Source organism: Micromonospora sp. RTGN7, from assembly GCF_033804645.1.
Classification (GTDB): domain Bacteria; phylum Actinomycetota; class Actinomycetes; order Mycobacteriales; family Micromonosporaceae; genus Micromonospora.
The window spans coordinates 187500-211267 of record NZ_JAPZLF010000005.1; the positions used below are offsets into that span (position 1 = coordinate 187500).

17 protein-coding genes are annotated in these 23768 nt (G+C 73.7%); 11 read left to right on the forward strand and 6 right to left on the reverse strand.

Annotation, left to right across the window (positions count from 1 at the left end):
- Positions 1-64: 64 nt before the first annotated feature.
- From SNR22_RS09545 to SNR22_RS09570, 6 genes are read right to left on the reverse strand one after another with little or no spacing between them, the layout of a single operon-like run.
- Positions 65-226, reverse strand: coding sequence for a hypothetical protein (locus SNR22_RS09545; protein ID WP_320066146.1), 162 nt, complete (start codon positions 224-226; stop codon positions 65-67).
- The gene (locus tag SNR22_RS09550) at positions 219-671 is read right to left on the reverse strand and encodes an acyl-CoA thioesterase (RefSeq protein ID WP_320066147.1); all 453 of its coding nucleotides are present in this window, start codon (positions 669-671) and stop codon (positions 219-221) included. The genes SNR22_RS09545 and SNR22_RS09550 overlap by 8 nt, the downstream gene beginning before the upstream one ends.
- A gap of 1 nt (position 672) precedes the next feature.
- Positions 673-6486 carry a type I polyketide synthase gene (locus tag SNR22_RS09555; RefSeq protein ID WP_320066148.1) on the reverse strand — a complete coding sequence of 1938 codons (5814 nt, stop codon included), beginning with the start codon at positions 6484-6486 and terminating at the stop codon, positions 673-675.
- Between the two features lie 40 nt (positions 6487-6526).
- On the reverse strand, positions 6527-7513 hold the full coding sequence (locus SNR22_RS09560) for an enediyne biosynthesis protein (protein ID WP_320066149.1): 987 nt from the start codon (positions 7511-7513) through the stop codon (positions 6527-6529).
- On the reverse strand, positions 7510-9438 hold the full coding sequence (locus SNR22_RS09565; RefSeq protein WP_320066303.1) for a VCBS repeat-containing protein: 1929 nt from the start codon (positions 9436-9438) through the stop codon (positions 7510-7512). The genes SNR22_RS09560 and SNR22_RS09565 overlap by 4 nt, the downstream gene beginning before the upstream one ends.
- A 36-nt stretch (positions 9439-9474) precedes the next feature.
- The gene (locus SNR22_RS09570; RefSeq protein WP_320066150.1) at positions 9475-10449 is read right to left on the reverse strand and encodes a DUF1702 family protein; all 975 of its coding nucleotides are present in this window, start codon (positions 10447-10449) and stop codon (positions 9475-9477) included.
- A gap of 424 nt (positions 10450-10873) precedes the next feature.
- Here SNR22_RS09570 and SNR22_RS09575 point away from each other — a divergent pair, with 424 nt between their 5' ends.
- The 11 genes from SNR22_RS09575 to SNR22_RS09625 all read left to right on the forward strand — a co-directional run bounded on the left by SNR22_RS09575 (position 10874) and on the right by SNR22_RS09625 (position 23747).
- On the forward strand, positions 10874-11656 hold the full coding sequence (locus SNR22_RS09575) for an AraC family transcriptional regulator (protein ID WP_320066151.1): 783 nt from the start codon (positions 10874-10876) through the stop codon (positions 11654-11656).
- A 152-nt stretch (positions 11657-11808) separates the two neighbouring features.
- Complete coding sequence (gene add / locus SNR22_RS09580) at positions 11809-12804, forward strand: adenosine deaminase (RefSeq protein ID WP_320066152.1); 996 nt, start codon at positions 11809-11811, stop codon at positions 12802-12804.
- A 366-nt stretch (positions 12805-13170) separates the two neighbouring features.
- Positions 13171-14943 (forward strand): BTAD domain-containing putative transcriptional regulator, encoded by a 1773-nt coding sequence (locus SNR22_RS09585; protein WP_320066153.1) that lies wholly within the window; start codon positions 13171-13173, stop codon positions 14941-14943.
- A 270-nt stretch (positions 14944-15213) separates the two neighbouring features.
- Entirely contained in the window at positions 15214-16416 is a 1203-nt protein-coding gene (locus SNR22_RS09590; protein WP_320066154.1) for a DUF6004 family protein, read from the forward strand.
- 126 nt (positions 16417-16542) lie between these two features.
- Positions 16543-17442, forward strand: coding sequence for a class I SAM-dependent methyltransferase (locus tag SNR22_RS09595; RefSeq protein WP_320066155.1), 900 nt, complete (start codon positions 16543-16545; stop codon positions 17440-17442).
- Complete coding sequence (locus SNR22_RS09600; protein ID WP_320066156.1) at positions 17442-18080, forward strand: hypothetical protein; 639 nt, start codon at positions 17442-17444, stop codon at positions 18078-18080. Before SNR22_RS09595 ends, SNR22_RS09600 begins: the two co-directional genes overlap by 1 nt.
- Before the next feature lie 5 nt (positions 18081-18085).
- A complete protein-coding gene (locus SNR22_RS09605; protein ID WP_320066157.1) occupies positions 18086-19372 on the forward strand; it encodes an ABC1 kinase family protein in 1287 nt (428 codons plus the stop codon).
- Positions 19373-19428: 56 nt separating this feature from the next.
- Positions 19429-20139: a winged helix-turn-helix transcriptional regulator gene (locus SNR22_RS09610; RefSeq protein WP_320066158.1), complete on the forward strand. Its 711-nt coding sequence runs from the start codon at positions 19429-19431 to the stop codon at positions 20137-20139.
- Between the two features lie 388 nt (positions 20140-20527).
- The gene (locus tag SNR22_RS09615; protein ID WP_320066159.1) at positions 20528-21316 is read left to right on the forward strand and encodes a hypothetical protein; all 789 of its coding nucleotides are present in this window, start codon (positions 20528-20530) and stop codon (positions 21314-21316) included.
- Entirely contained in the window at positions 21313-22599 is a 1287-nt protein-coding gene (locus tag SNR22_RS09620; protein WP_320066160.1) for a cysteine desulfurase, read from the forward strand. Before SNR22_RS09615 ends, SNR22_RS09620 begins: the two co-directional genes overlap by 4 nt.
- A 5-nt stretch (positions 22600-22604) precedes the next feature.
- Positions 22605-23747: a PLP-dependent aspartate aminotransferase family protein gene (locus tag SNR22_RS09625; protein ID WP_320066161.1), complete on the forward strand. Its 1143-nt coding sequence runs from the start codon at positions 22605-22607 to the stop codon at positions 23745-23747.
- Positions 23748-23768 lie beyond the last annotated feature (21 nt).

The window sequence follows — 23768 nt, forward strand, 5'->3', positions numbered from 1 at the left end:
GATTCCTCCGTACGGTTCGGGGACGGGTGGAACAAAGCTGGATTGGCCGCGGCTCGGGTCCTGTTCAGCCGGGCGGGGGCGGGTCACTGGCGGCGGGCGGCGGGGCGGTCGGGGCGGTCAGTTGGCCGAACCGGCCGCCGAAGAAGACCAGCGCCCGGGGCGCCCCGACCCGGTGCACGGAGCGCAGCCGCCCGACGAAGATCGGTGCGCCCCGCCGCTCAGCCACGGACGGTCGCCGCCGACGAGGCGTCCCGATACGGGACCAGCGCCCGGACCAGTGCCGCCGGCACCCGGGCCGGCACGGTCTGCCCGTCCGTGCCCCGCATGCACGCGATGCGCTGCCGGCCCCGGGCCACCAGCGCTTGGTCGGCGCCGCGGGTACACAGGTAGTCGAAGCTCAGCTCCAGTTGGGTCTGGGTGAGTTCCACCAGCCCCATCCGGATGGTCAGCTCGTCGAAGGCAGCCAGCTCGGCGAAGTACTCGCAATCCACCCGCAGGGTGAACAGCTTCAGGCCGGCGCGCAGCTCGGTGAGCACCTCCGGGGCCCGGTCGTGCAGGAACATCTCCCGGCACCGCCCCTGCCACCGCAGGTAATTGACGTAGTAGACGTTGCCGACCAGGTTGGTCTCCTCGAATCCGACCACGTGTTGGTAGGTCCAGAAGTCCGCCATCTCATGCCTCCCTTCCGGTCAGGACCGCCACCACCACCGGCCCAGGCCGGCCGTGCGGGGTGGCGACGAACGTGGCGACCCGCAGGTCCCCGCAGGTGAGCACCACCCACCCGGGGTCGGGGCCGTCCGACGCCAGGCTCAGCGGCGCCACCGGCGACTGCCCCGCCTTCTGCAGGCACTCCATCGCACACCAGACCCGGGTGTGCCCGGTCGCGGCGTCGCCGTCCCGCGCGCCGAGCAGCTCGCCGAGCCGGACGTGTGGGCCGAGCAGGTCCCGCCAGACCCCGGTGGGCCGGGGCGTCACCGCCTCCACGTCGCAGGCGAGCGGGCCGGTGCCGGCCACGGCGAGGGTCAGACCCGGGCCGTGCGCGGCCGAGACCGTTGGCCCCCCGAGGACCTCCGGCCGCCCGTCCGGCCGGTACGCCACCCGCACCGGGCTGCCCACCGCCCGCCACAAGGCCGTGGCCGTCACCGCGCGCCGCTCCGCGCCGGCCGGGTCCACGCCGTGCGGCTCCACCACCACGGTGACGTCGGCGCCGACCACCTCCGGCAGCCGGCGTTGCAGGTACGGTCCGAGCAGCGCCGGCGTCCACGGCCCGCGCGGGTCGCGCCGCCGCACCGCCCGCAGCCGCAGGCCCCGCCACCGCTCGACGACCGTCCCCGAGGCGGTCCGCACCGTCACGTCGTAGCGGTACGTGTCGCCGGAGTGCCCGCGTTCCTCCGCGGTGAACCGGACCTCCCCCGTGGCGGCGAGCTTGGGTCCCGCCGGCTCGATCAGGTCCACACCGACGGGCAGCAACGTCGCGTCCGGCACGCACACCTGGATGCCGTGCATGAACGCGTCCCGTGCGCCGGGGTCGCCCAGCACCAACTGGGCGGGCAGGAACGCTCCGAACCAGCCATCGTCGGCGGTCGCCACGTCGGCCTCGGTGGACCGGGCCACCACCCGCCGATAGCGCAGCAGCCGCCGGAACCGGCCCCGTTGAAAGAGCACGTCGGAATAGAGTTCCCGGCCCGGGTCCAGGGCCAGCGGGGGAGGGTCGCCGACCACCGGCCCGGGATCGTCGGCCTCGCCGCCGATCGGGTCGAACGACAGGGTGGCCCGGAAGTGGTCCGCGGCGAAACCCGTCTCGGCGGTGCGGACGGCCACGTCGATGCGCCCGTCGTCGGCGACCAGGGCGGCGAGGCGGATCGTGGTCGAGCCGTCGGCCGGCACGACGATCGGCCGGGAGAACACCGCGTCCCGCACCACCGGCACCCCGGTGGTGCCGGTGAGGGCGGTGGCCACCTGCGCCATCGCCTCCAGCCCCAGCACCGCCGGAAAGAGGAGGCTCCCGTCGAGCCGGTGGTCCTCCAGGTACGGGTCGGTGGCGACGGAGAGCTCCGCCTCCGTGACCAGTTCGATGCCGTCGTACTGCACGAGCGGTCGCTCCAGGAACCGCAGCAGCGGCAGCTCCCGCCGGTCGTAGGCGACGGTGTCGAGGGTCCCGGTGCGGCCGGTCAGCACCACCACGGCCGGCGGGGCCGGGTGGGCCAGCACCTCGCGGAGCAGCCGGATCCCCTGGTCGGGGGTGACGGGGGTTACGCCGGCCCGGGCCAGCGACTCGACCACCGCCAGCCGCTCGCCCATGCCTACCCCGGACCAAACGGACCACTCCAGACAGACCGTGCGGCAGGTGGGGTGACGCCGGGCCACGTCGGAGGTCAGTTCCGCCAGCCAGTCGTTTGCCAGCGCGTAGTGCCCCTCGCCGGGCAGGCCGGCGCGTCCGATCACGCTGCCGAAGGTGACCAGCAGCCGCAACCGGGCCGGGTCGACGGCGTCGAGCACCGCGCGCAGGCCGTCCACCTTCGGGGCCAGCGTCCGCAGTACCGTCGGCAGGTCCAGGTTGGTCAGGGCGGCCGGCTCGTTGCGCCCCGCGCCGTGCAGCACGGCGGTGACCGGGCCGAGCACCCGGGTCACCTCGGCCACCGCCGTGCGCACGGCCGCCGGGTCGGTCACGTCCGCGCGTACGTAGTGCACGGTCGTGCCTGCCTCCCGCAGCCGGGTGAGGTTCGTGGCCAGCTCGGCGTCCCCGGCGGGGTCCGCGCGGCCGAGGACGGCCAGCCGGGCCCCGGTGTCGGCGGCCAGGGCCGCAGCGCACTCGGCGGTGATGCCCTTGCCGCCGCCGCTGACCAGCAGCACGTCCCGTCCGTCCAGCGGTGGGCCGGACGGCGCGACATCGCCGTCGGTGACCAGCCGCCGCAGCAGCGGTACGCGGCGCAGCCCGTCGTCGCCGTAGCGCGCCTCCACGAAGCCCTCGGTGCCGGCCACCTCGGCGACCACCCGCGCCACGGCGTCGCCGTCAACCTCACCGTGACCCGCAACCTCAACCTCACCGGCACCGGTCGGCGGCAGGTCCACCACGGTGGTGCGCAGCCGAGGGCTCTCCAGCCGGGAGGTCCGGGCCAGCGCGGCGATCCCCCGGCCGTGCTGCACGACGACCAGACGGGCCTCGCCCGGTTGCGCCACGGCGGCCTGCACCGCCGGCAGCGCGAGCGCCAGGTCCGCCTCGCCGCACTCCTCGGGCAGGCAGAGCAGGACACCGTCGCCCAGCTCGGCCCGGTGCAGGGCGTCGCGCAGCGCCCCGGCGAACGGGTGCCCCTGCGGGGCGTACAGCTGCCAGCAGCCGGCGTGCCGGGCAGCGACCCGGTGCGGGCGCGGGCGGGCGACCAGCTCCACCGCGAAGGGCCGGACCCACGCGGCGATCCCGGTCGCCTCGGCCGGCGCGGACCGGTCGACACCGGCGACGGCCAGGGTCTGCAACGTCTCGGCCAGCTGCCGGATCGTGGCGGTGGCGAAGGTCGTCGGCGCCCGCACCGCCTCGAGCCCCAGCTCCCGGGCGGCCTGGTTGACCAGCTGTCCGATGGCGATGGAGCTCAGGTGCAGGCCGTCCAGCAGCCGGGTGTCCGCCCCGACGCTGTCCAGCGGCAGCTCGGCCCGCTCCGCGGCGAGCCGGCGCAGCACCGCCACCGCCTGTTCCGCCCCGGCGGTGCCCTCCCCGGTGGGACGCGCCGGTTCGGCGTCGCGTCGCGCGGCCGGTGCCGGCACGGTCAGCTCCGGTGCCGCCTCGCACGGGTTGGTGAAGAAACTCGGCTCGGCCGCCGGATCGAAGGGCCGGACGAGCCGGCCGGCGAAGAGCGCCTCGTGCCGCACCGGTGCCCCCGCCACCCAGGCGGCACCCACCGCGGCGAGCAGGCCGGCCAGCGTGGCACCGTCGGTGTCCACCGGGATCGCCGGGATCCCGGTCAGGTCGCCGGCCATCCGGCTGAGCACCCGGCCGGGCCCCACCTCGAGGAAGAGATCCACACCCGTGCCGACCGCGACCGCCACCGCATCGGCGAACCGGACCGGCGCGGTCACCTGCCGGCGCAGCAGTTCCCGCACGTCGACCGGCTCCGGCAGCAGCTCACCGGTCACCGTGGACGCCACCGCCCGGCGGGGCGCCGCGAACGTGACGTCGCCCAGCCAGCTGCCGAACTCCCGCTCCGCCGGCCCCATCAGCGGGGAGTGGAAGGCGTGCGACACGGCCAACTCCGCCCACTGAAGGCCGCGCCCCGCCGCCGCCGCGCACACCCGCCGCACCGCGTCGCGGGGGCCGGACACGACGGTCTGCCGGGGCCCGTTGTACCCGGCGACGACGACCGGCTCGGCGGCGACCAGGTCGCGGACGGCCTCCGGCCCGGCGGCGACGCCCGCCATCGTGCCGGGCTCCGGGCAGCGGGCCATGGCCGCGCCCCGGGCGGCGGCGACGCGCAGCAGGGTGTCGGCGTCGGTCGACCCGGCCCAGTGCAGGGCGGTCAGCTCGCCCAGGCTGTGCCCCACCGCCACCGCGGCCTCCACGCCGAGGGCGTCGAGCACCCGCAGGGCGGCCAGCGAGGCGGTGACGATGCGCGGCTGGGCCACCTCGGTATTCACGCCGTCGGCGTCCTCGGGCAGTCCGGCGGCTCGGTAGATCTCGTCGGCGGCGGCGAAGCGCTGCCGCAGCGCGCCGCCGCGGGTGCCGCGTCCGGAGCCCTGGCCGGGGAAGAGATAGCCGATCCGGGGCGGCCGGGTGACCCGGCCCAGGAACACCCCGTCCGGTACGGAGAGCAGCGCGGTGTGCCCGGCGTCCAGGCTCCGAGCCGCCGTGCCGAGCCGCCGCTCGGCCTCCTCCGGGGAGGACCCCACCACCGCCGCCCGGTACGGCCGTTGCGCCAGCCGCCCCCGCAGCACGGCGGCCAGGTCGGTCAGCTCCCCGTACGACAGCCGGTCGGCCACCGTGCGCAGCTCGCCGATGCGGGCCCGCAAATCCTCGGGGCTGTCGGCGTCCACCAGCAGCAGCTCCGCGTCCTGGGCGGAGCGGCCGAGCACCGTGATCCGCTCGGACTCGGCGCGGGGCGGCCGGGCGGGCACGCCCTCCACCACCAGGTGGGTGTTGATCCCACCGAAGCCCATCGCGGTCACCCCGGCCCGGGCCGGGGCATCGGTGGGCCAGGGCTCGGCAACGGGCACCGCCCGCAGGGCCGGCCGCTCCGCCGCGAACTCGGGGTGCGGGTCGACACAGCCGGTGGTCGGCGGCACCACCCGATGGTGCACGGCGAGGGTCGCCTTGATCAGGCCGGCTACGCCGGCGGCGGCCTTGGTGTGCCCGATCAGCGCCTTGACCGAGCTGATCGCGGCCGGGCGGGCCCTCGGGTCGGCGTCCCGGCGGGCCGCCCCCAGCGCCCGCAGTTCGGTGCCGTCGCCCACCGCCGTGCCGGTGCCGTGCCCCTCGAAGACGGGCACGGTGTCGATGCCGAACCCGGCCCGCTGGTAGGCGCGGTCCAGCGCGAGGCGGTAGCCGGACACCTCCGGCCGGGTCATGCCGCCGCGCCCGTCGGAGGAGATTCCCCAGCCGGCGACGGTGGCGTAGATCCGCCTACCGGCGGTCAGCGCGTCGCGCTGGCGCATCAGCACCACCATGCCGCAGCCCTCGCCCGGCCAGAAGCCGCCGGACTCCCGGTCGTAGACGCGCATCTCGCCAGTGGCGAGCGCGCCGGCCTTGGCGAAGCCGATGACCTCGAACGGGTCGATTGACAGGTCGACGCCCCCGGCCACCGCGACATCGACCTCACCGTCGGCCAGGGCGCGGCACGCGGTCACCACCGACAGCAGCGACGACGCGCAGGCACCATCCACGGTGTACCCCCCGCCGCCGAGGTCGAAGTGGTTGCAGATCCGACCGGCGATGGTGTTGGAGAGCGACCCGGTGAGGGTGTCCTCGTCCACCGGGGGGAACGGCGCCTTGTACGTCTCCTCCAACCCCTCCAGGAACCCGGCGAGCTGCCCCGTCGACCAACCCTGCGCGCGTAGCGCCGCCCCGACCACCCGTCGGACGTACGGCCAGCGCAGCCGCAGCACATTGGCCCGGGAGAACTCGCCGGTGAGGGTGTTGCCCACGATCACCGACGTGCGCTCCCGGGGCAGCCCCGCCCCGTCGGGGAAGCCCGCATCGGCGAGCGCCCGCGCCGCGACGTCCAGGGCCAACCAGTGGGTCAGGTCCGTGGTGCGGAAGGTGCTGCCCGCGACCCGGAACGCCAGGCGGTCGAACTCGTAGCCCTCGATCACGGCGGCGGTCCGGGCGTACGCCCGGTCCGGGACGGTCGGGTCCGGGTCCCAATAGTCCTCCGCGCGCAGCCGCCCGGCCGGCAGCCGGCGGAACGCCCGCCGGCCGGCGACCGCGTTCTCCCACAGCTGCGCCGGGGACTGGGCGTCGGGGAACAGGCAGCTCATCCCGACGATCGCGAGGTTGTCCATGTGTTCTCCTCAGCATGTGGGTCGGTGGGCCCGCACCCGGTCAGGCGCGGGCCACCGCCCCTTCCGGCACCCGGTCGGCGGCCGGCACGGGGGCCGGGGCCACGGCCGCCGGGGCGGCGGGGTGGGCCGCCGCGGCCTCCGGCCGGCCCTGCCGATCCCGGCGCATCAGGTGCAGCGACCACAGGAACGCGCCCCGGACCAGGCAGACGATGGCGGTGGCGAAGAAGAGGCCGTACACCACCGACGCGCCGGCCAGCACTCCATAGACGACGGCCACCCCGCTGCCGAAGGCCACCTGCGACGCGGGCCGGGACGGGGTGGTCCCCGGGTCGCTGATCATGTAGTTGGTGAACAGCACGAACGCGACCCCGGTCATGGTGGCCAGCGCGCCGGGGATGGCGGTGTCGAGCACCAGCCCCCGGAATACCGCCTGGGCGGCGAAGACCAGCAGCCAGCTCCCGATCAACCACATCCGTCCGGTGAGCTTGGCGTTGAGTAGGGTCCCGAAGCTGACGATCACCACCACCAGCACCCAGTCCGCCCAACCGCTGAGGTTCTCGGTGAACTGGTACGGCGGGGCGATGGACACCCACGGGAACAGCAGCAGCACCACGCTGATGCCGAAGTTCGACGGGTTCATGTAGTGCCGCAGCCGCCCGTTGACCGGGGCGCGCAGCAACCACTTGCCGCTGATCGCCACGATTACCCCGAACAGCGTCACGAGGATGCGGTCGTTGACGTAGAGCAGCATGTTCACGGCGAGGGCGGTTATGTGGGCGGGGTAGAGGAACTCGATCATGCCCCGTACGCCGCGCCCGGTGAACCGGGGCGCCCGGTTCTCGGCCCGCGCCCCGACCACCTCCAGGACCGTCTCGGTGAGGTACGCGGTGAGCACGGCGGCCACCGGCCACAGGGGAGCCTGCTCGAAGCCGAGCACGGCGTAGCCGAGGACGTTGAGCGCGGTGATCGAGATCGCGAAGTTGCGCAGCGCGATGATCCGCGCATCGCGTGGTGCGGTGTCGGTCATGACGTCACCTCCCGGGCCTGGGCACCGAGGGTCAGCGCGTGCCGACCCGGCGCGAGTCGGAGTTCCTGCTGGTGGGGTGCGCCGGTGCGGTCCCGCCAGTCGATGCGGACCCGCAGCGGCCCGTCGACCCGGCCCAGTCCGACGACAGCGTCGAAGCTGCGCCGGCCGGAGTGCCCGCCGCCGCCGTCGACCCGGCCCAGCAGGATCCGGCCGTCGGGGGTGGTGACGGTGACCGACGCCCCGATCACCGGTGAGCCGAGCTGCCCCGGCGCGCCGCCGGACCCCTCGTGGGTCAGCCGCAGCTCCAGCGATGAGCCGCTGACCGGGCTGTCGTTGTGGTAGAAGACCGGGGCGTCCCACTGGCGGGCGACGGCCATGTCCAGGCGCCCGTCGCCGTCCGAGTCGCCGACGGCGACCCCTCGGGTGGGCACCGGTACGGCCAGCCCCAACTCCGCGCTGAGGTCGACGTATCGCCCGTCGGGACCCCGGGCGTGCAAGCGCAGGTGCTGGCCGCCGGCGATGTCGTCGCCGACCTTCACGTGCGGCCACCACAGCGGGTGCTCCAGCAGGGTGTCGTTGGCGGTGGCCGCCTCCTGCAGCTGCGCCCACCGGTTGACCGTCCCCTTGACGAAGCCGCTGGTCTGCACGATGTCCAGGACGCCGCGGTTGGTGAAGTCGGCGAGCTTGACGTCCCAGCTCCAGCCGCTCCAGGCCAGGTTCAGCTGCGAGCTGCGGTCGTGCCACGGGGCCCTGCCCTGTTCGAGCCGGCGGTGCAGGTCATCGACGTCGCGGGCGGTGTTGACGAAGGCGAAGTTGCTCTCCTGGATACCGAAGGAGGTGGTGATGTTGCCGACGTACAGGTCGTACAGGCCGTCGGCGTCCAGGTCGCCGAAGTCGACCCCCATGCCCTTGAACGAGTCGTGCCCGAGGCGCTTCGACTTCGGCACGAACGCCCGGCTCTCTTCGCCGGTGACCAGGGCCAGCCGGATGTCGCCGGGGGTGGACCGATTGTGCAGCAGCCGGTCCGGCCCGAAGTCGTTGGCCACGTAGAGCTCGGGGAGTTGGTCGCCGTCGACGTCCTGGGCACTGGCCGCCAGGGCCCAGCCGGCTGAGACGTCCCGGTCGAACACCCCCGGCACGTCGGCGTACGTCGGGGTGCCGCCCGGCCCGGTGCCGGAGCGGCGCAGCACGTGGTCCAGCCCGCCGTTGTGCGCGTCCGACATCGAGCGGTTCATCGCCACGCCGCCGCTGACGGTGTCGTCGAGCACCGGCCCGTCGGGGAAGTAGTTGCCGACGAAGAGGTCATCGTGGCCGTCGCCGTCGAAGTCGGCCAGGGTCACGGTATTGGTGTTCCACCGCACACCGGCGTACCGGCCGGCCGCGTCCACCGGTGCCGCGACGAGTTCCACCGGTCGGTAGGCCGTCGCGGACAGCCGGGGCTGGTCCGGGCGGGCCAGGAACAGCACCGGGGAGCGTCCCCACCAGTACACCAGCAGGTCGAGCCGCCCGTCCTCGTCGAAGTCGCCGGGGGCGCAACCCATCGGGGCGATGTGCGGGTTCATCGGCAGGGGCGCCGGGTCCAGCGCGAACGGGGCGTAGCGGTCGGCCCGTGCCCCCGGCGTGGGGGTGATCATCACCCGGTCGAAGCGGGGGTCGGTCACGCACAGGTCGTTGGGGAGCCCGTCGCCGTCCAGGTCGTTCATCGCCACCCCCGCGCCGACGGAGGAGATCCACGCCGCGATGTGGCGGTAGTCCTTGTTGACCCGGCGGACGCTCTGCTGCGGATATCCGCCGGGCAGCCCGATGGAGAGCGGCGTGAACCGGTACGCCTCGGCCATCGCCCGGCGCTGCGCACCCGACGCCCCGGGTGTGTGGGCCACCAGGAACATGCCCACGATGAGCACGAGGGCGACCAGTCCGGCCATCTGCCGTCTGGCCCAGTCTCTGGTCCGGGTCACCGGTCAGCACCTCCCGAGAAGTGTGAACTCGTCGGCGACGCGCTGTCGCCAGACCGAGTAGGTGGGGAGCCCGTCGCTGTCGGCGGGCAGGTTCCGCAGGGCGTCGTCGGTCATCGTGGCGGCCTGCTCGGGGGTGGCGGCGCAGAGTGCCGCGGTCGCCCGTGCGGTGTGCGCGGTGGCCAGCCCGGCCCGCAGCCGTGCCTTGGCGGCGAAGGCGGCTCCCTGCGCCACGGCCGGCCGGTGCGGGCCGGCGAGCCGCCACAGCGTTTCCAGTTCGTCGTCGTCGACGCCGCCGGCATACGTGGCCGCGAGTCCGATCCCGCTGAACAGGTCGCCGTGGCGCTCGGGGGCGAACCGCCGCACCGTCGCCACGGCGTGGGCGACGTCGGCACCCGCCACGAACCACAGCGCCCGACCGATGCCCTGGTCGACGGCGTGCGCGGCGTACGGGCGCAGCTCGGGCGGCAGGGGCCACACCGAGTCGGGCTCCCGCTGCTGGCGGCGCACGTACCGGTCGGTGCGGAAGTACGCCTGGTGGAAGCCGTAGCCGTCCAGGGCGAGCCAGCGCAGCAGCGGGTCGGCGGGGAGGACCCACCGCCACCGTCGACGGGGGAGTCGGGCCAGCGCCCAGCCGGCGCCGACGTGGCCCATGTAGACGTGCCGCTGCCCGGGCCCGGTCAGGAACTCCTCGACGCAGTCGCCGAGCCCGAGCCCGGCCATCAGGCTGTAGGCCATGGCGGCACCCTCGTACGCGAAGCCGCGCAGCGGGGCGTCCACGGCCTCCAGCAGCTTCTCGGCGTCCGCCGGGGTGGCCGAGCCGGCCGCGTGTCCGAAGCCGGTGAGGAAGCTGCGTCCGGCCGTTTCGAGCGCCCGGCGGGCGTCGGTGTTCTTGACCCGGAAACCGCGTTTCCGTAGGTCCGTCTGTTCTGGGGATGGGGTGAGCAGGCGTCGTCGAAGCGTCAACCACAGAGCGGGCATGAATTCTCCAAGAATGAGAGGAGAGGGCCGCGGAAATGGTGGCCGGCAGTTGGCCGGTGCCGGGGTGATCCGTTGTCCGGTATCCCGGGCCGCGCACTCGACCATGATTGCGGAAGGTGCAGGCGCTGTCTTCTCGCAGCTTGCTCTGTTGGCTGCGGTGGTTCCGGCCCGCCGGTTCCGCCGTGGGCCGCCAGTCGGCACCGGGATCTGGAAGACACGCTGCTGAGCAGCCGCTCTGCTCCGGGCATCGGCGACCGGGTGCGGCACCGCCATCGATCAACAATGCGCTATATGAAAATCAAGAGTTTTTCAAGACGGCGAACGGATACTGTGGACGGTTTCGGTCGGCGAGACGCAATGTCCTGGGGGATCACAAATGTCTTCTGCCGTGGAACAACCGCTTGCTTATCGCCATCGCACGGCGGTGATTCGATCGATCGAGCGGATGCTTGCTGATCTGAGCGTCGCCCTCCCGCTGGCGGATCTGGCGCGGGTCGCCCTGTTCAGTCCCTTTCATTTCCACCGGGTCTTCCGGGCGGTCACGGGCGAGACTCCGGCGCGTTTCCTGGCGGCGCTGAGAATGGCCCAGGCCCGGCGGCTGCTGCTGCACTCCCGGCTGACGGTGGGCGCGATCAGCGGTCGGGTCGGATACACCAGCGTCGGCACCTTCACCACCCAGTTCACCCGCCTGGTCGGCGTACCGCCGGAGCGGTTCCGCCGGTTGGTCCGGGCGTTGTCGGGTCGGGTGATCGAGCCGGCGAAGCGGCCTCTCACGGTGTGCCCCGGGGACGGGACCGTGCTCACGCCGGTGGTCCGCGCGGGACTCTCCGACCCGGGCGGCAGGGTCCTGATCGGCGTGGCACCGGTGGACGCCAAGGCGGAGCCGGCGACCTGGGCGGCGGCGGTCGGACCGGGGCCGGTGCGGATCTCCCCGGGCCTGCCGTCGGGCCGCTACCGGGTACAGGGCCTGCTGCTGCGCAGCGGGTGGACCGGCGCGGCGGCCTTGATCGACGGGCTGCCCGACAGCTACCTGATCGGCAGGGCCGAGCTGGCGGTGTCGCACCGGGCGTCCCGGCTGCCGGTGCGGCTGCGCTCACCGCAGCCCACCGACCCGCCGGTGCTCTCCGCGGAGCCGGTTCGACTGCTGGTCGGCATGCTCTCCGCCGCCTCACCGGACGCCCTCGTGCACACCCCTCGGTCGGCGTGACCGCCGGCCCTCAGCGACGGCCGTTGCCCACCTCGACGTCCGCCCCGGCCCGGTTGCCCACGTCAACGTCCGCCCCGGCCCGGTTGCCCACGTCAACGCCCGCGTCGGCCCCGGTCCCGACGACGGGGGCCGGCGCGGCGTACGGGCGGCCGGTGCCGAAGATTGAGCTGCACGTGCACCTCGAGGGCACGATCCGGCCAACCACGCTGCTGGAGATCGCCCGCCGCAACGGGGTTCCGCTGCCCGGCCGGACCGAGGAGGAACTGGTGGCGCACTACCGGTTCGTCGACTTCGCGCACTTCGTCGAGGTGTGGATCGCCACCACCAACTGCCTGCGTACCCGGCGCGACTTCCGGCAGGTGGTGGTGGACTACGCGGCCGAGGCCGCCCGGCACGGCGCGGTGTACCTGGAGGGCATCTTCTCCCCGGCGGAGCGGGTGCGGCGCGGGGTGCGCTGGGACGATGCCTTTGGCGGCTACGCCGACGGGGCGGTGGAGGCGTACGAGCGGCACGGCGTCGTGGTCCGACTCACCCCCGACATCGACCGGGGGCTCCCGCCGGACTGGGCCGAGGAGTGCGCCCGGCAGGCGGTTCGGTACCGCGACCGGGGGGTGGTCGGCTTCGGGCTCGGCGGCCCGGAGTCGGCGGGCGGGGCCGACGCCTACGGACGCGCGTTCGCCGTCGCCCGTGACGGTGGGCTGGGGCTGGTGCCGCACGCCGGGGAGGCGGCCGGAGCCGCATCGGTGCGTGAGGCGCTGTGGTACGACCCGGTTCGCCTGCGGCACGGTATCCGGGCGGTGGACGACCCGGAGCTGCTGGCCGAGATCGCCGGCCGGGGCATCGTGCTGGACGTCTGCCCGACATCGAACCTGCGGACCCGGGTGGTGGCCGGGCTCGACACGCATCCGCTGCCGTGGCTCCGCGCGGCGGGCGTGCGGTGCAGCATTGGCACCGACGATCCGGCGATGTTCGGCACGGACCTGTCCCAGGAATACGAGTTGGCGGCCCGGCTGGGGGTGGGCGGGGCGGACGCGTTCGCCGCCGGGGTCGCCGGGGCGCTCTGTGATCCGGTGACCCGCGACCGGCTGGCGGCGATCGGCCGCGCCGCCTTCGGCCCGGTCGGCGGGCCACGGGCCGGGCCGCCCTGAGTTCGCGCCCTCCGGGCTGGACTCCGAGCCCACCGACGCACCGCAGCTCACCGACGCCTGCAAGGCCACCGACGCCTGCAAGGCCACCGACACCGCCTTGGGTCACGTCTCGGTGCGAACCTGACAGGCCACCAGCCGCATGCCGTCGACTATGGATTCCGATAGTGACTGATCGTCAGGCCGTCATGGCTGGTTCGTGGGCGCCCGGCGGGGCGAGGGGTGAGGGCGGCGGGACCGGTCGCGTGCGCAACATCTGCACAATAAGTTGTGGCATTGTTACGCTTGGTGCTTGCTGCTGTCGATGATGATTGGCGGGTTCCGGTGGCGGATGGGACATTGCGTCTTCAGGTCCTGGGTCCGCTCCGGGTGAACCGCGGTGCCGTCCCCGTTGATCTGGGCCCGACGAAACAGAAGGCCGTCTTCGCCGCGCTCGCGCTCCAGCCAGGGCGTAGCGTGCCGCTCTGCGACCTGCAGGAGGCGGTCTGGGGCGAGCGCGTCCCGCTGCGCGCGCGCCAGCTGATGCACACCTACATCGCCCGGCTGCGGCATATCCTCGAACCCGACGCCCCCCGCCGGCAGCGGACCAACGTGATCGCCTCCACCCCCACCGGCTACGCCCTGAGGATCGACCAGGGTGACGTCGATCTGGGCGTCTTCCGCGACCTGGTCGGCCAGGCCAGGGCCGGGCTTGCCGGCGGCGAGCAGGACCGCGCCCTGCGGCTGTTCGGCCACGCCCTGCACCTGTGGTGCGACCCCGCGCTCGACGAGCTCACCGTCCTGCTGCGGCAGTCCGTCGAGGTGGAGGCGCTGCGCCTGAGCTGGACCGACGCCGCCCGCGAGTACGTCGTCCTCGGGCTGCGCACCGGTCACCCGGCGGCGGTGCGGCAGATGGCAGCCCGGCTCGCGGCGCTGGAACCCCTTGACGAGCAGGTCCAGGCCCACTACCTGACGATCCTGGAGCGCACCGGTCAGCGCGCGCTGGCCCTGAGCCGGTTCGGCAGGGTCTGTGAGCTGCTGCGCGAGGAGTTGGGCATCGAGCCGGGCCCCGCCCTTCGGGCTGTCCACCGACGGCTGGTGGAGCCACCCTGGAGCCCGCCACGGCAGGCAGGCGGCGGGGCCGCCGCGACGGTGGCGGCGGGCGAGGTCACCGACGAACTGGTGCACCGCGAGGCGGACGCGCGGGCCGTGACGGAGCTGCTGGGCGAGTATCGGCTGGTCACCGTGGCCGGGCCGCCGGGGTGCGGGAAGTCGGCCCTTGCCCGGGCGGTGGCCCGTCGGTTGGGGGACCGGTTCACCCAGGGGGTGGTGACCGTGAACGTCGCCGACCTCGCCGACCGAGCGCAGTTGCGCGCCCGGATTATCGACCTGCTCGGCGGGCCGCCGACGGGCCGGGCCGCGTTCGAGGCCCGGCGGATCCTGGTCCTGCTCGACAACGCCGAGCACCTGGTGGACGCTTGCGCGCTGATGGCCGACGCGCTGCTGCGCGGTGCCGGGGGGCTGCGTGTGCTGGTCTCCTCCCGGGAGCCGCTCAGCCTGCCGAACGAAGTGGTCCGACGGTTGCGGCCGCTCGCCGTCCCCGGCGACGTGCCGCAGTGCCGGCCCGCTCTCGCGCCGGCGGTCGACCTGTTCGCCCGGCGGGCGGCGCGGGCCCGGCCGGGATTCCGGATCACCGCGGGCAACATCGCGCTCGTCGAGCGGATCTGCCGGCGGCTGGACGGGCTTCCGCTGGCCATCGAGTACGCGGCTGCGGGCCTGGCCGAGGGCCCGCTGGAGGGGGTGCTGTGCCGGCTCGACGCGCCGTTGGCCGAGTTTCGGCCCCCGGCCGACGGGGCTGCGTCTCCCTCCCTGCGCGCGGTCCTGGACCGCAGCGTACGCACGCTGACGCCGGCCGAGCGCTGGGTCTTCGCCCGGCTCGACAGCCTGCCCCCGGTCTTCGGGCCGGCGGAGGCGACGCGGCTCTGCGGCCCGTACGACTGGGACGCGGCCGACGTCGCCCGGGTGCTGGCCAGGCTGGAGGACAAGTCGCTGCTGCTGCCGGAGCCAGGCGGCCCGGAGGGCCGTCGCCGGTGCCTCACCGTGCTGCGCCGGCTGTCGGCGGAGCTGCACGCGGCCGAGGCGTACGGCGTCGAACCGCACTGAGTTCGGCCGCTGCCCGCTGCCCGCTGCCCCGGCCCGTCCCAGGCGCCTCGGCGGCCCGCGCGCCCCGGCTCGCCCCCACGCGCCCCGGGTTTCCGGCGTGCCCGGGGCCGGAGAGTCTGGCGGATGTGACCGAAGGTGAGAGATAGGGGAACGACGATTGACACCTAACTATAAAAACATATAGCTTCCTGGCATGAGTCCGGGCCCCCGGACCCCGGGCCGGGACAGGTTGCTCCCGGTAACCGGTCAGTGCCCTACGGAGGTGTCGGGGTGAGTGGAGTACGGGAGACCTACGAGTCGTTGAACCTGGAGCCGAAGCCGATCCGGCCGCACATTCTCGCGGCCGCGACGGTGGTCTTCGGCGAGGACTACTACTCGGGTCGACGCGAGACGATCAACCTGTCGGGCTTCGTGCAGCTGAACAAGTGGCCGATGCCCGGCTTCGAGCACCGGGTGGACGAGAAGGGCTACGCGGAGTTCGCGACGGAGCTCATCAGTGCTCCGGAAGTGGGCATCAAGGGCTTCAGCTACGAGCTGGACGACCGCATCCAGGTGCTGTCGAACCCCTTCCTGCCCAACAGCGGGCACGTGCGGCAGATCGTGCCGGGCAAGAACTTCCCGGCTGAGTTCTACATCCGCCGGTTCGGCATCCTGGAGTCGAGTACGCTGCGGCTGGCCCACCGCAACGTCATCGACATCTACGGCGTGGTGGACAGCGTGCCGCCGTTCAAGAAGCCGCTCACCGGCCCGTACCTGGGCAAGCCGCGCGGCGACGGCCCGTTCGAGGTCATGCAGGCGCCGAACGTGGTGCGGGGCACCACGCTGCCGGAGGCGTGGTACCCGGCGAACGACGAGAACCAGCCGGTGGGCATCACGCCCAACCTGTTCTTCGCGCCGAGCGCCGGCCCGTGCATGTCCATGCTGGTCGATCCCTCCATGATCATGCAGACCTCGATGGAGGGGCAGATCGAGGTCGAGATCAACGGCAAGACTCTCCGGATCGACCTGGCCGGTGACTACCGGCAGGCCGCCGGGGCGGAGGTGCTGCTGTTCGGCCCGGACAAGCACGACGAGGGCGCGGGCGTCCTCGCCCAGCTCGCCCGGGTGGCCGTGGTCGGGCACAGCCCCGAGCTCGGCGGCCGGGTCATGCTGCGGGCCAGCTGGCCGCGGGTCTCCGGCGGCACCCTCGGCGAGGGCAACGAGGACAGCCTCAGCCGGGTCAAGTTCCCGAGCGAGCTGCACATCGACGCCGAGTTCGAGCTGGTCACCCCGAGCCAGACCCTGTACGCGGCCAACGCCGTGCACATCAACGGCAAGCTGCGCGACATGGAGGCCACGGGCACCGAGCTGCGCCTCGACGGCGGCGACACCGCCCTGGTCACCACCGACGAGCAGCCCAAGGCTCGCCTCACCGGGGTCAACCTGGTGATGCGGGACGCGGTCGTCGGCGAGCGCGCGAACGTCAACGCCTGAACCTCTTGACGGCATCACCGCTCACGGATTAACTAGAAAATCCGGTAGCGCCAGTGTCCGGTGGCATCCCTTCCGGCCCGCCCCCCAGGGCCCGGGAGGGATGCCACCCGAGATGGGGAGGACCCGGTGGACCAGCGCCTGCTCCTGATGCACCAGACGATGCTCGCCGATGCACCCCGGCTGCGGGCGTACGACCGGGCCCTGGAACAGGCGGTCGGCCCGGGGGACGTGGTCGTCGACGTCGGCGCCGGCACCCTGGTGCTGTCCCTGCTGGCCCTGCGCCACGGGGCGGGCCACGTCTGGGCCGTCGAGGCCGACCCGGCGATGGCCGAGGTCGCCGCCCGGATCATCGAGGCCAACGACCTCAAGGAGCGCATCACCCTGGTGGTGGGCGACGCCCGCGCCCTGCGGCTGCCGCAGCCGGCCGACGTGCTGGTCTGCGAGATGATGGGCAACCTCGGCCCGGAGGAGGAGATGGCCGAGGTCCTCGGCGTGGTCGCCCGCCGGGTGCTGCGCCCGGGCGGCCGGGTGGTGCCCCGCCGGCTGGTGACCCAACTCGCGGCGGTCGAGTTCGACGGCGAGGGCTGGGGTCTGTGGGGCCCCGACTTCCTCGGTCACCGGCTCGACGTGGTGCAGCAACTCGTCGAGCCGCAGGCCCATCTGCACTTCTTCCAGCGCAACCCGCGACTGCTCAGCGATCCGGCGCCGGTGGCCGACTCGCCACTGGGCCGGGCCGGCTCCGCCCGGCCCCGGTCCGGCCAACGGCTGCGGATCGTGCGCGCCGGCACCCTGCACGCCGTGGTCGGCTTCTTCACCGCCGACATGGCCGACGGGGTGTCCCTGTCGAACTTTCCCAGCTATCCCGGGTGCAACTGGGCGGTGTGGGTCTGGCCGCTGCGGCATACCCGGGTCGCCGAGGGCGACGAGCTGCGGCTGGACCTGCGTCGGCCGCGCGGCGGCACCGGGGTGCGGCTGGCCACCGACTGGCGCCTGGATTGCGGCGTCGTCCGGGCGGGCAGGTCCTGATGCCGTTCGCCGCCGGCACGGTCCGAGACATCCCGGTCCGGGCCTTCAAGCTCTGCGGGCTCACCTGGTTCGGGGAGTTCCTCTGGTTCTCCGAGGCGGTGTCCAACCAGATCATGGCGCTGGACCCGCACACCGGGCAGGTCGAGCACCGCATCCCCTGCCCCGAGGTGTGCACCGACCTCACCACCCTGGACGGGTACCTGCTTCAGGTGTGCGGCACGCAGCGGTGCCTGCGCGGGCTCAACCCGGCCACCGGCGAGGAGGTCACCGAGCTGCCCAATCCACGGCCCGGAAACGTGTTGCGCGGGCTGGAGGCCACCCGGCACGGGCTCTGGCTCGGCTACGAGGACCTGCGGCTGGTGGAGCTGCGCGACCCGCGCGGGATGGGTCTGATCGACACCTTCCCGGTCCGTCACGGCCCGGCCGGGCTGACCGTCTCCGACAGTTTCCTGGTCTACGCCGACTACCTCCACGCCACCATCAACGTCTACGACCTCGACGAGCGGCGCGACGTCGCGACGTACTCGGTGGCGGGCAAACCAACCGGGGTGACCTGGGACGGCAGTCGGATCTGGTACTGCGACCACGGCACGCTGCAGCTGCGGGCCATCGAGGTTCCCGGCATCGTGAGGAGGTGAGGGCCGTGGTCGGAAGGCCCGCACTGGCCGCTCGGGCGGTCTGGACGGTGCTGCTCACCGTGGCGGTGCTGGGTCCCGCCCTGCTCGGCGGGGCGGCACTCGCCGTGACCCGGGGGCGGGAGGCCGGGCGGCGCCACCTCTACCGGCGCTCGACGATCCTGCTGATGCGGCTGGGCTCCACGTTCGTCAAGGCCGGGCAGGTGCTCGGCACGCGGCGCGATCTGCTGCCGCCGGAGTTCTGCGACGAGCTGTCGGTGCTCCAGGACGCGGTCGCACCGCTCGACGAGGCCGGCACCCGGCGCGCGTTCGTCGAGGCGTACGGCGTGGCGGAGCCGGACCTCTTCACGGAGCTGGACCCGCGTCCGGTGGCCAGCGGGAGCGTGGCCTGCGTCTACCGCGGGCGGCTGCCCGGCGGCCAGGAGGTGGCGCTGAAGCTGCGCCGCCCCGGCGTGGAGCGCCTGATGACCCTCGACCTGGCCCTGATGCGGGGCGGGGCGGCGTTGATGGCCCGGTTGCCGATCTTTCGGGACGTGCCGGTCAACGAGGTGATGCGGCACATGTCCGAGGCGGTGCTGGGGCAGCTCGACTTCGCCCGGGAGGCGGCCAGCCTGCGCCGGCTGCGGGCGAACCTGTCCACCGTGCCCCGGGTCTGGGTCCCGCTGGTCCACGAGGCGGCGTCACGGCCCCGGTGCATCGTGATGGAGTACATTCCCGACCTCGACGTGGACACCGCCCGGCGCTGCCCGCCGGCGCTGCGCAAGCGTTTCGCGTCCTCGGGGCTCACCGCGATTTACCACATGCTCTTCGTGGATGGTTTCGTCCACTGCGACATGCACCCCGGCAATCTCTACTTCACCCGGGGCGGGCAGATCGTGGTGCTCGACGCAGGGTTCAGCGTGCAGCTCAGCGAGCAGCTGCGCCGGCTGTTCGCCGAGTTCTTCCTGAACATGTCGATCGGGCGAGGGCGGCACTGCGCCGAGATCGTGGTGCGCAGCGGCACCGGGCTGCGCGCGGACGCCGACGTGGAGGGGTTCCTGGTGCGGATGGCCGACCTGGTCGAGCGCAGCCACGGGCTGCCCGCCCGGGAGTTCAGCCTGATTGCCTTCGCCGGGGAGATGTTCGACCTGCAACGCCGGCACGGGGTGCACGCCGCCCCGGAGCTGATCTTCCCGCTGCTGTCCCTGCTCGTCATCGAGGGCACCGTGCGCGAACTGGATCCCGGCATGGACTTCCAGGAGGTCGCCAAGCCGGTGCTGATGCGCGGCCTGTTCGGCCGCAGACAGGCGGCGTGACGGTCCGTCATCACACGTCGATGCGGACAGTGAAGCTATCCGATACAGTAGTTCGGGTGGAGACTCCCTCGGCCGGTGGCAAGCGTGCCTACCACCAGTACTGCGGCCTCGCCAGCGCCCTCGACGTGCTGGGCGAGCGGTGGACGCTGCTGATCGTCCGTGAGCTCCTGATGGGTCCGCGTCGTTACGGCGAGCTGCTCGCCGACCTGCCCGGGGTGGGCACGAACCTGCTCGCCGAGCGGCTGCGCTTCCTCACCGAGAGGGGCGTGGTCCGGCAGACCGACCTGCGCGGCACCGGCTCCCGGCTGGCCTACGAGCTGACCGAGGTCGGCCAGCAGTTGCGGCCCATGGTGCTCGGGTTGGCGCACTGGGGCATGGAGTTCGTCGGCGACCTGTCGGCGGAGGACGCCGTCCGGCCGCACTGGGGCTTCCTCGCGGTGGAGGCGATGATCCAGCCGGAGAACGTCCCCGACCTCGACGAGGACTACGAGTTCCGGGTCGACGACGAGGTGTTCCACCTCCAGGTCCGAAACGGCGGCGCGCGTCCGGTCCGGTCCGCGGCGGAGCGGCCGGCGATGATCGCCATCACCGACGCGGCCACCTTCGTGCAGATCGGCTCGGGGCGGCTCACGCCGCTGCTCGCCATGATCCAGGGGCGGCTCAAGCTGGAGGGCGACACCGAGGCCGTGCTCCGCTGCTGCGAGCTGCTCGGCCTGGAGACCGGCCCGATGGTGGCCACCCCGGCCAGGGCTCTTCCCAAGGGCTGACGCGCGAGAGCGCCCTCCCTCTCTTCCCGTCTCGCCCAGCCCGTCGCCGTGGCCTGCCTCGCCCAGCCCGTCGCCGTGGCCTGCCCTTCCCGGCGCCGTGGCCCGTGCTGCCGGCCTCGTGGTCGGCCGGGTCGGCATCGCCCTTTTGCGTCGTGCCGCCCGCCGCCCGCCGCCCGCCGCCCGCCGTCCGCCGCCCGCCGTCCGCCGCCCGCCGCCGGTGCGATGGGCGGTGACGTGCATCGGTCGCGCTCTCGAAATTAGCTTTAGGAACCGGTAGTGTGTCCATCGATGGTGCCGGCCAGTCGGCGCGAGGGCCGTCCGGGTGCGCCCGAGGCCTGGCTCGCCACGGAGCCCATGGCGCCGACGCGAACACCCACCGGGGGCGGCGATGGCAGAGTGCGAGTCGGACGCGGTTCCCGCGCTGACCGCCGCCGCTCAGGCATATGTGGACCGCCGTCCGTGGCTGCCAGGGCACGGCACCCCGGTCGACCGGCCCGCCGACCCTCCGGGCCCGCTCGACGAGAACCTGGCCCTGCGGATCGCCGCCGCGTACCACCGGGCGACCGGGCCGCCCGACCGGGCCACCCTCGCCGGGTACGACCGTTTCAAGGCCGAGAACCTCGCGCAGCTGCGCGAGGCGAGCGCGGCCGGAATCCGGGTGCGGCCATGGCGCGGCCCCGGCCAGCCGTACCGGGACTCGGCCGAGCTGCGCGACCGGGTGCGGCGCAGCGGCACCCTCGCGGTCTACCTCACCCGGGAGGGGCACGGTCCGGGGCCCGTGACGGCCCCGCACCCGCTGCGGGAGCCCAGCCCGGTCACCGCCGACGGCGTGGTGTTCACCCACAACGATGTCTTCCGGGCGGTGCACGACCTCTTCGGGCACGTCATGCTCGGCAACAGCTTCGGCCCGCGCGGGGAGTTCCGGGCCGCCTGGGGCCACCTGCGGATGTACTCCCGCCAGACGCACCCGGTCCTCTTCGCCGAACAGGTTGGCCAGATCTGCTGGTTCTTCTACGGCCCACACCTGCTCGATGCGGCCGGCCGGCCCCGCAGCCCCAGCGACCCCGGGTACGTGCCGCCGAGCCGCCGGCCGTACCCGGAACAGAAGGTCACCGTGCTGGACCGGCGGCTGCTCGAGGAGTTCACCAGCTTGTTCGACGGACGGGAGACACCATGACCGGCACGACCTGGCAGGGCGACGTCGACCAGCGGGCGCTCCCGGGGACGGTCCGCGACGACTTCCCCTTCTTCCGGGGCGCGGAGGGCGTCGGCCTGGCCTACCTGGACAACGCCGCCACCACCCAGAAGCCGGCCGCTGTCCTCGCCGCGATCACCGACTACTACGCCACCGCGAACAGCAACGTCGGACGCGGCTACTACCGGCTCAGCATGGCCTCCACCGACCGGTTCGAGGCGGCGCGCGGCACCGTGGCGCGGGCCATCGGCGCCGCGCACCCCGACGAGGTCCTCTTCACCTCCGGCACCACCCACGCGGTCAACCTGCTCGCCGCGACGCTGGGCCGCCGCCTCGTCGGCCCCGGTGACCGGGTGCTGGTGACCGGCATGGAACACAACTCCAACCTGCTGCCCTGGCGGCGGCTGTGCGAGGAGGCCGGTGCCGAGCTGGTCGCCGTGCCGGTCGACGCCGACGGCGCGGTCCGCGCCGACGCGTTCGCCGACGCCCTCGGCCCGCGGGTGCGGCTGGCCGCGATGGCGCACGTGTCCAACGTGCTCGGCACCGTCAACCCGGTGCGGGAGATGATCGCCGAGGCGCACCGGCACGGTGTCCCGGTGGTCATCGACGGTGCGCAGGCGGTGCCGCACCGGCCCGTCGACGTCCGCGCCCTCGACGCCGACTTCTACTGCTTCTCCGCACACAAGGTATACGGGCCGATGGGCGTCGGGGTGCTCTACGGCCGCCGTGACCTCCTCGCCGACCTGCCGCCCTACCAGGTGGGCGGCGGCACGGTGAAGGGGGTGTCGCTCGCCGAGCCGGTCCGCTACCTCGCCGGCCCGCCCCGCTTCGAGGCCGGTACCCCGGACGTCGCCGGTGCGGTCGGGCTCGCGGCGGCGCTCGACTACCTCGACGGCCTCGGCCGGGACGCGGTGCGCGCGCACGACGCGGCGCTGGTCCGGCACGCCGTGACCGCGCTGGGCCAGCTGGACCGGGTCCGGATCGTCGGCGATCCGGCGCGCGACCCCAGCGGCATCGTCTCCTTCGTGGTCGAGGGCATCCACCCCTACGACGTCGGCGGGCACCTGGACCGGCACCGGATCGCCGCGCGCTGCGGGGTGCACTGTGCCAGCGTCTTCCTCGACGGGCTCGGTCTGCTCGGCACGGTCCGGCTCTCCTTCGGCGTCTACAACACGGTGGCCGACGTCGACCGGGTCCGGGAAGCGGTCGCGGGCGTCGAGCCCGGGTTCTGGACCGCCGAGCACCCCACGACCCGGTTCCTGTGACTGCCATGCGCTTCGACACCCGCCTGATCCACGCCGGCCAGACCCCGACCCCGGGCACCGGCGACCTGGTGCCGCCGGTGCACCTGGCCGTCAGCTACGACCGGACCGCGCAGGATCCGCCGCGCTACTTCTACGGCCGGAGCGAGAACCCGACCCGGGAGGGCCTGGAGCGTTGCCTGGCCGCACTGGAGGGCGTCCGGTTCGCCACCGTGTACACCTCCGGGCAGGCCGCCGCCGAGGCGGCGCTCGGGCTGCTGCGCCCCGGGCAGCGGGTGGTCGCCAGCGACGACGTCTACGGCGGCACGCATGCCCTGTTCGACCTGGTGCGCGCCCGGGGGATCAGCGTCGAGCAGGTCGACCTGGCCGATCCGGGCCGGCGCGAGGCGGTCCTGGCCGACGACTCCGCGCCGCTGGCGATGGTCTGGCTGGAGACGCCGAGCAACCCGTTGCTGAAGATCACCGACGTGGCGGCGGTGGCCCGGCACGCCCACCGCCGGGGCGCGCTGGTGCTGGTGGACAACACCTTCGCCAGCCCGGCGTTGCAGCAGCCGCTGGCCCTGGGCGCCGATGTCAGCCTCTACAGCACCACCAAGTTCCTCGCCGGGCACCTTGACGTGCTCGGTGGCGCGCTGGTGTACGACGACCCGGAGCTGCACGAGCGGCTGCTGGCCCACCGCACGACGGTCGGCAGCGCGCCGGGCGGGCTGGACTGCTTTCTCGTCCAGCGGGGCGTCAAGACGCTGTCGCTGCGGGTCGCCCGGCAGGTGCAGAACGCGCAGGCCGTGGTCGCCGCGCTGGCGTCCGAGCCGACCGTCGGCGCGGTCCACTACCCCGGTCTGCCCGCGCACCCCCAGCACGAGGTGGCGGTCAGCCAGATGCGCGCGCCGGGATCGCTGGTCAGCTTCGCCTACCGGGGCGACCCGATGAAGCTGTTGGACCGGGTGCGGCTCTTCGCCGCGGCGGTGAGCCTGGGCGGGGTCCGGTCGCTCATCGAGTGCCCGGCGCTGATGACGCACCGGCCGGTGCCGCGCGAGACCCGCCTGCTGCTGGGCATCGGCGACGACCTCGTCCGGCTGTCGATGGGCATCGAGGACCCGGCGGACCTCGTCGAGGACCTGATCCGCGCGCTACGGGAGCGACCGGAGTGACCGGTCGTCAGGGAGGAGCGG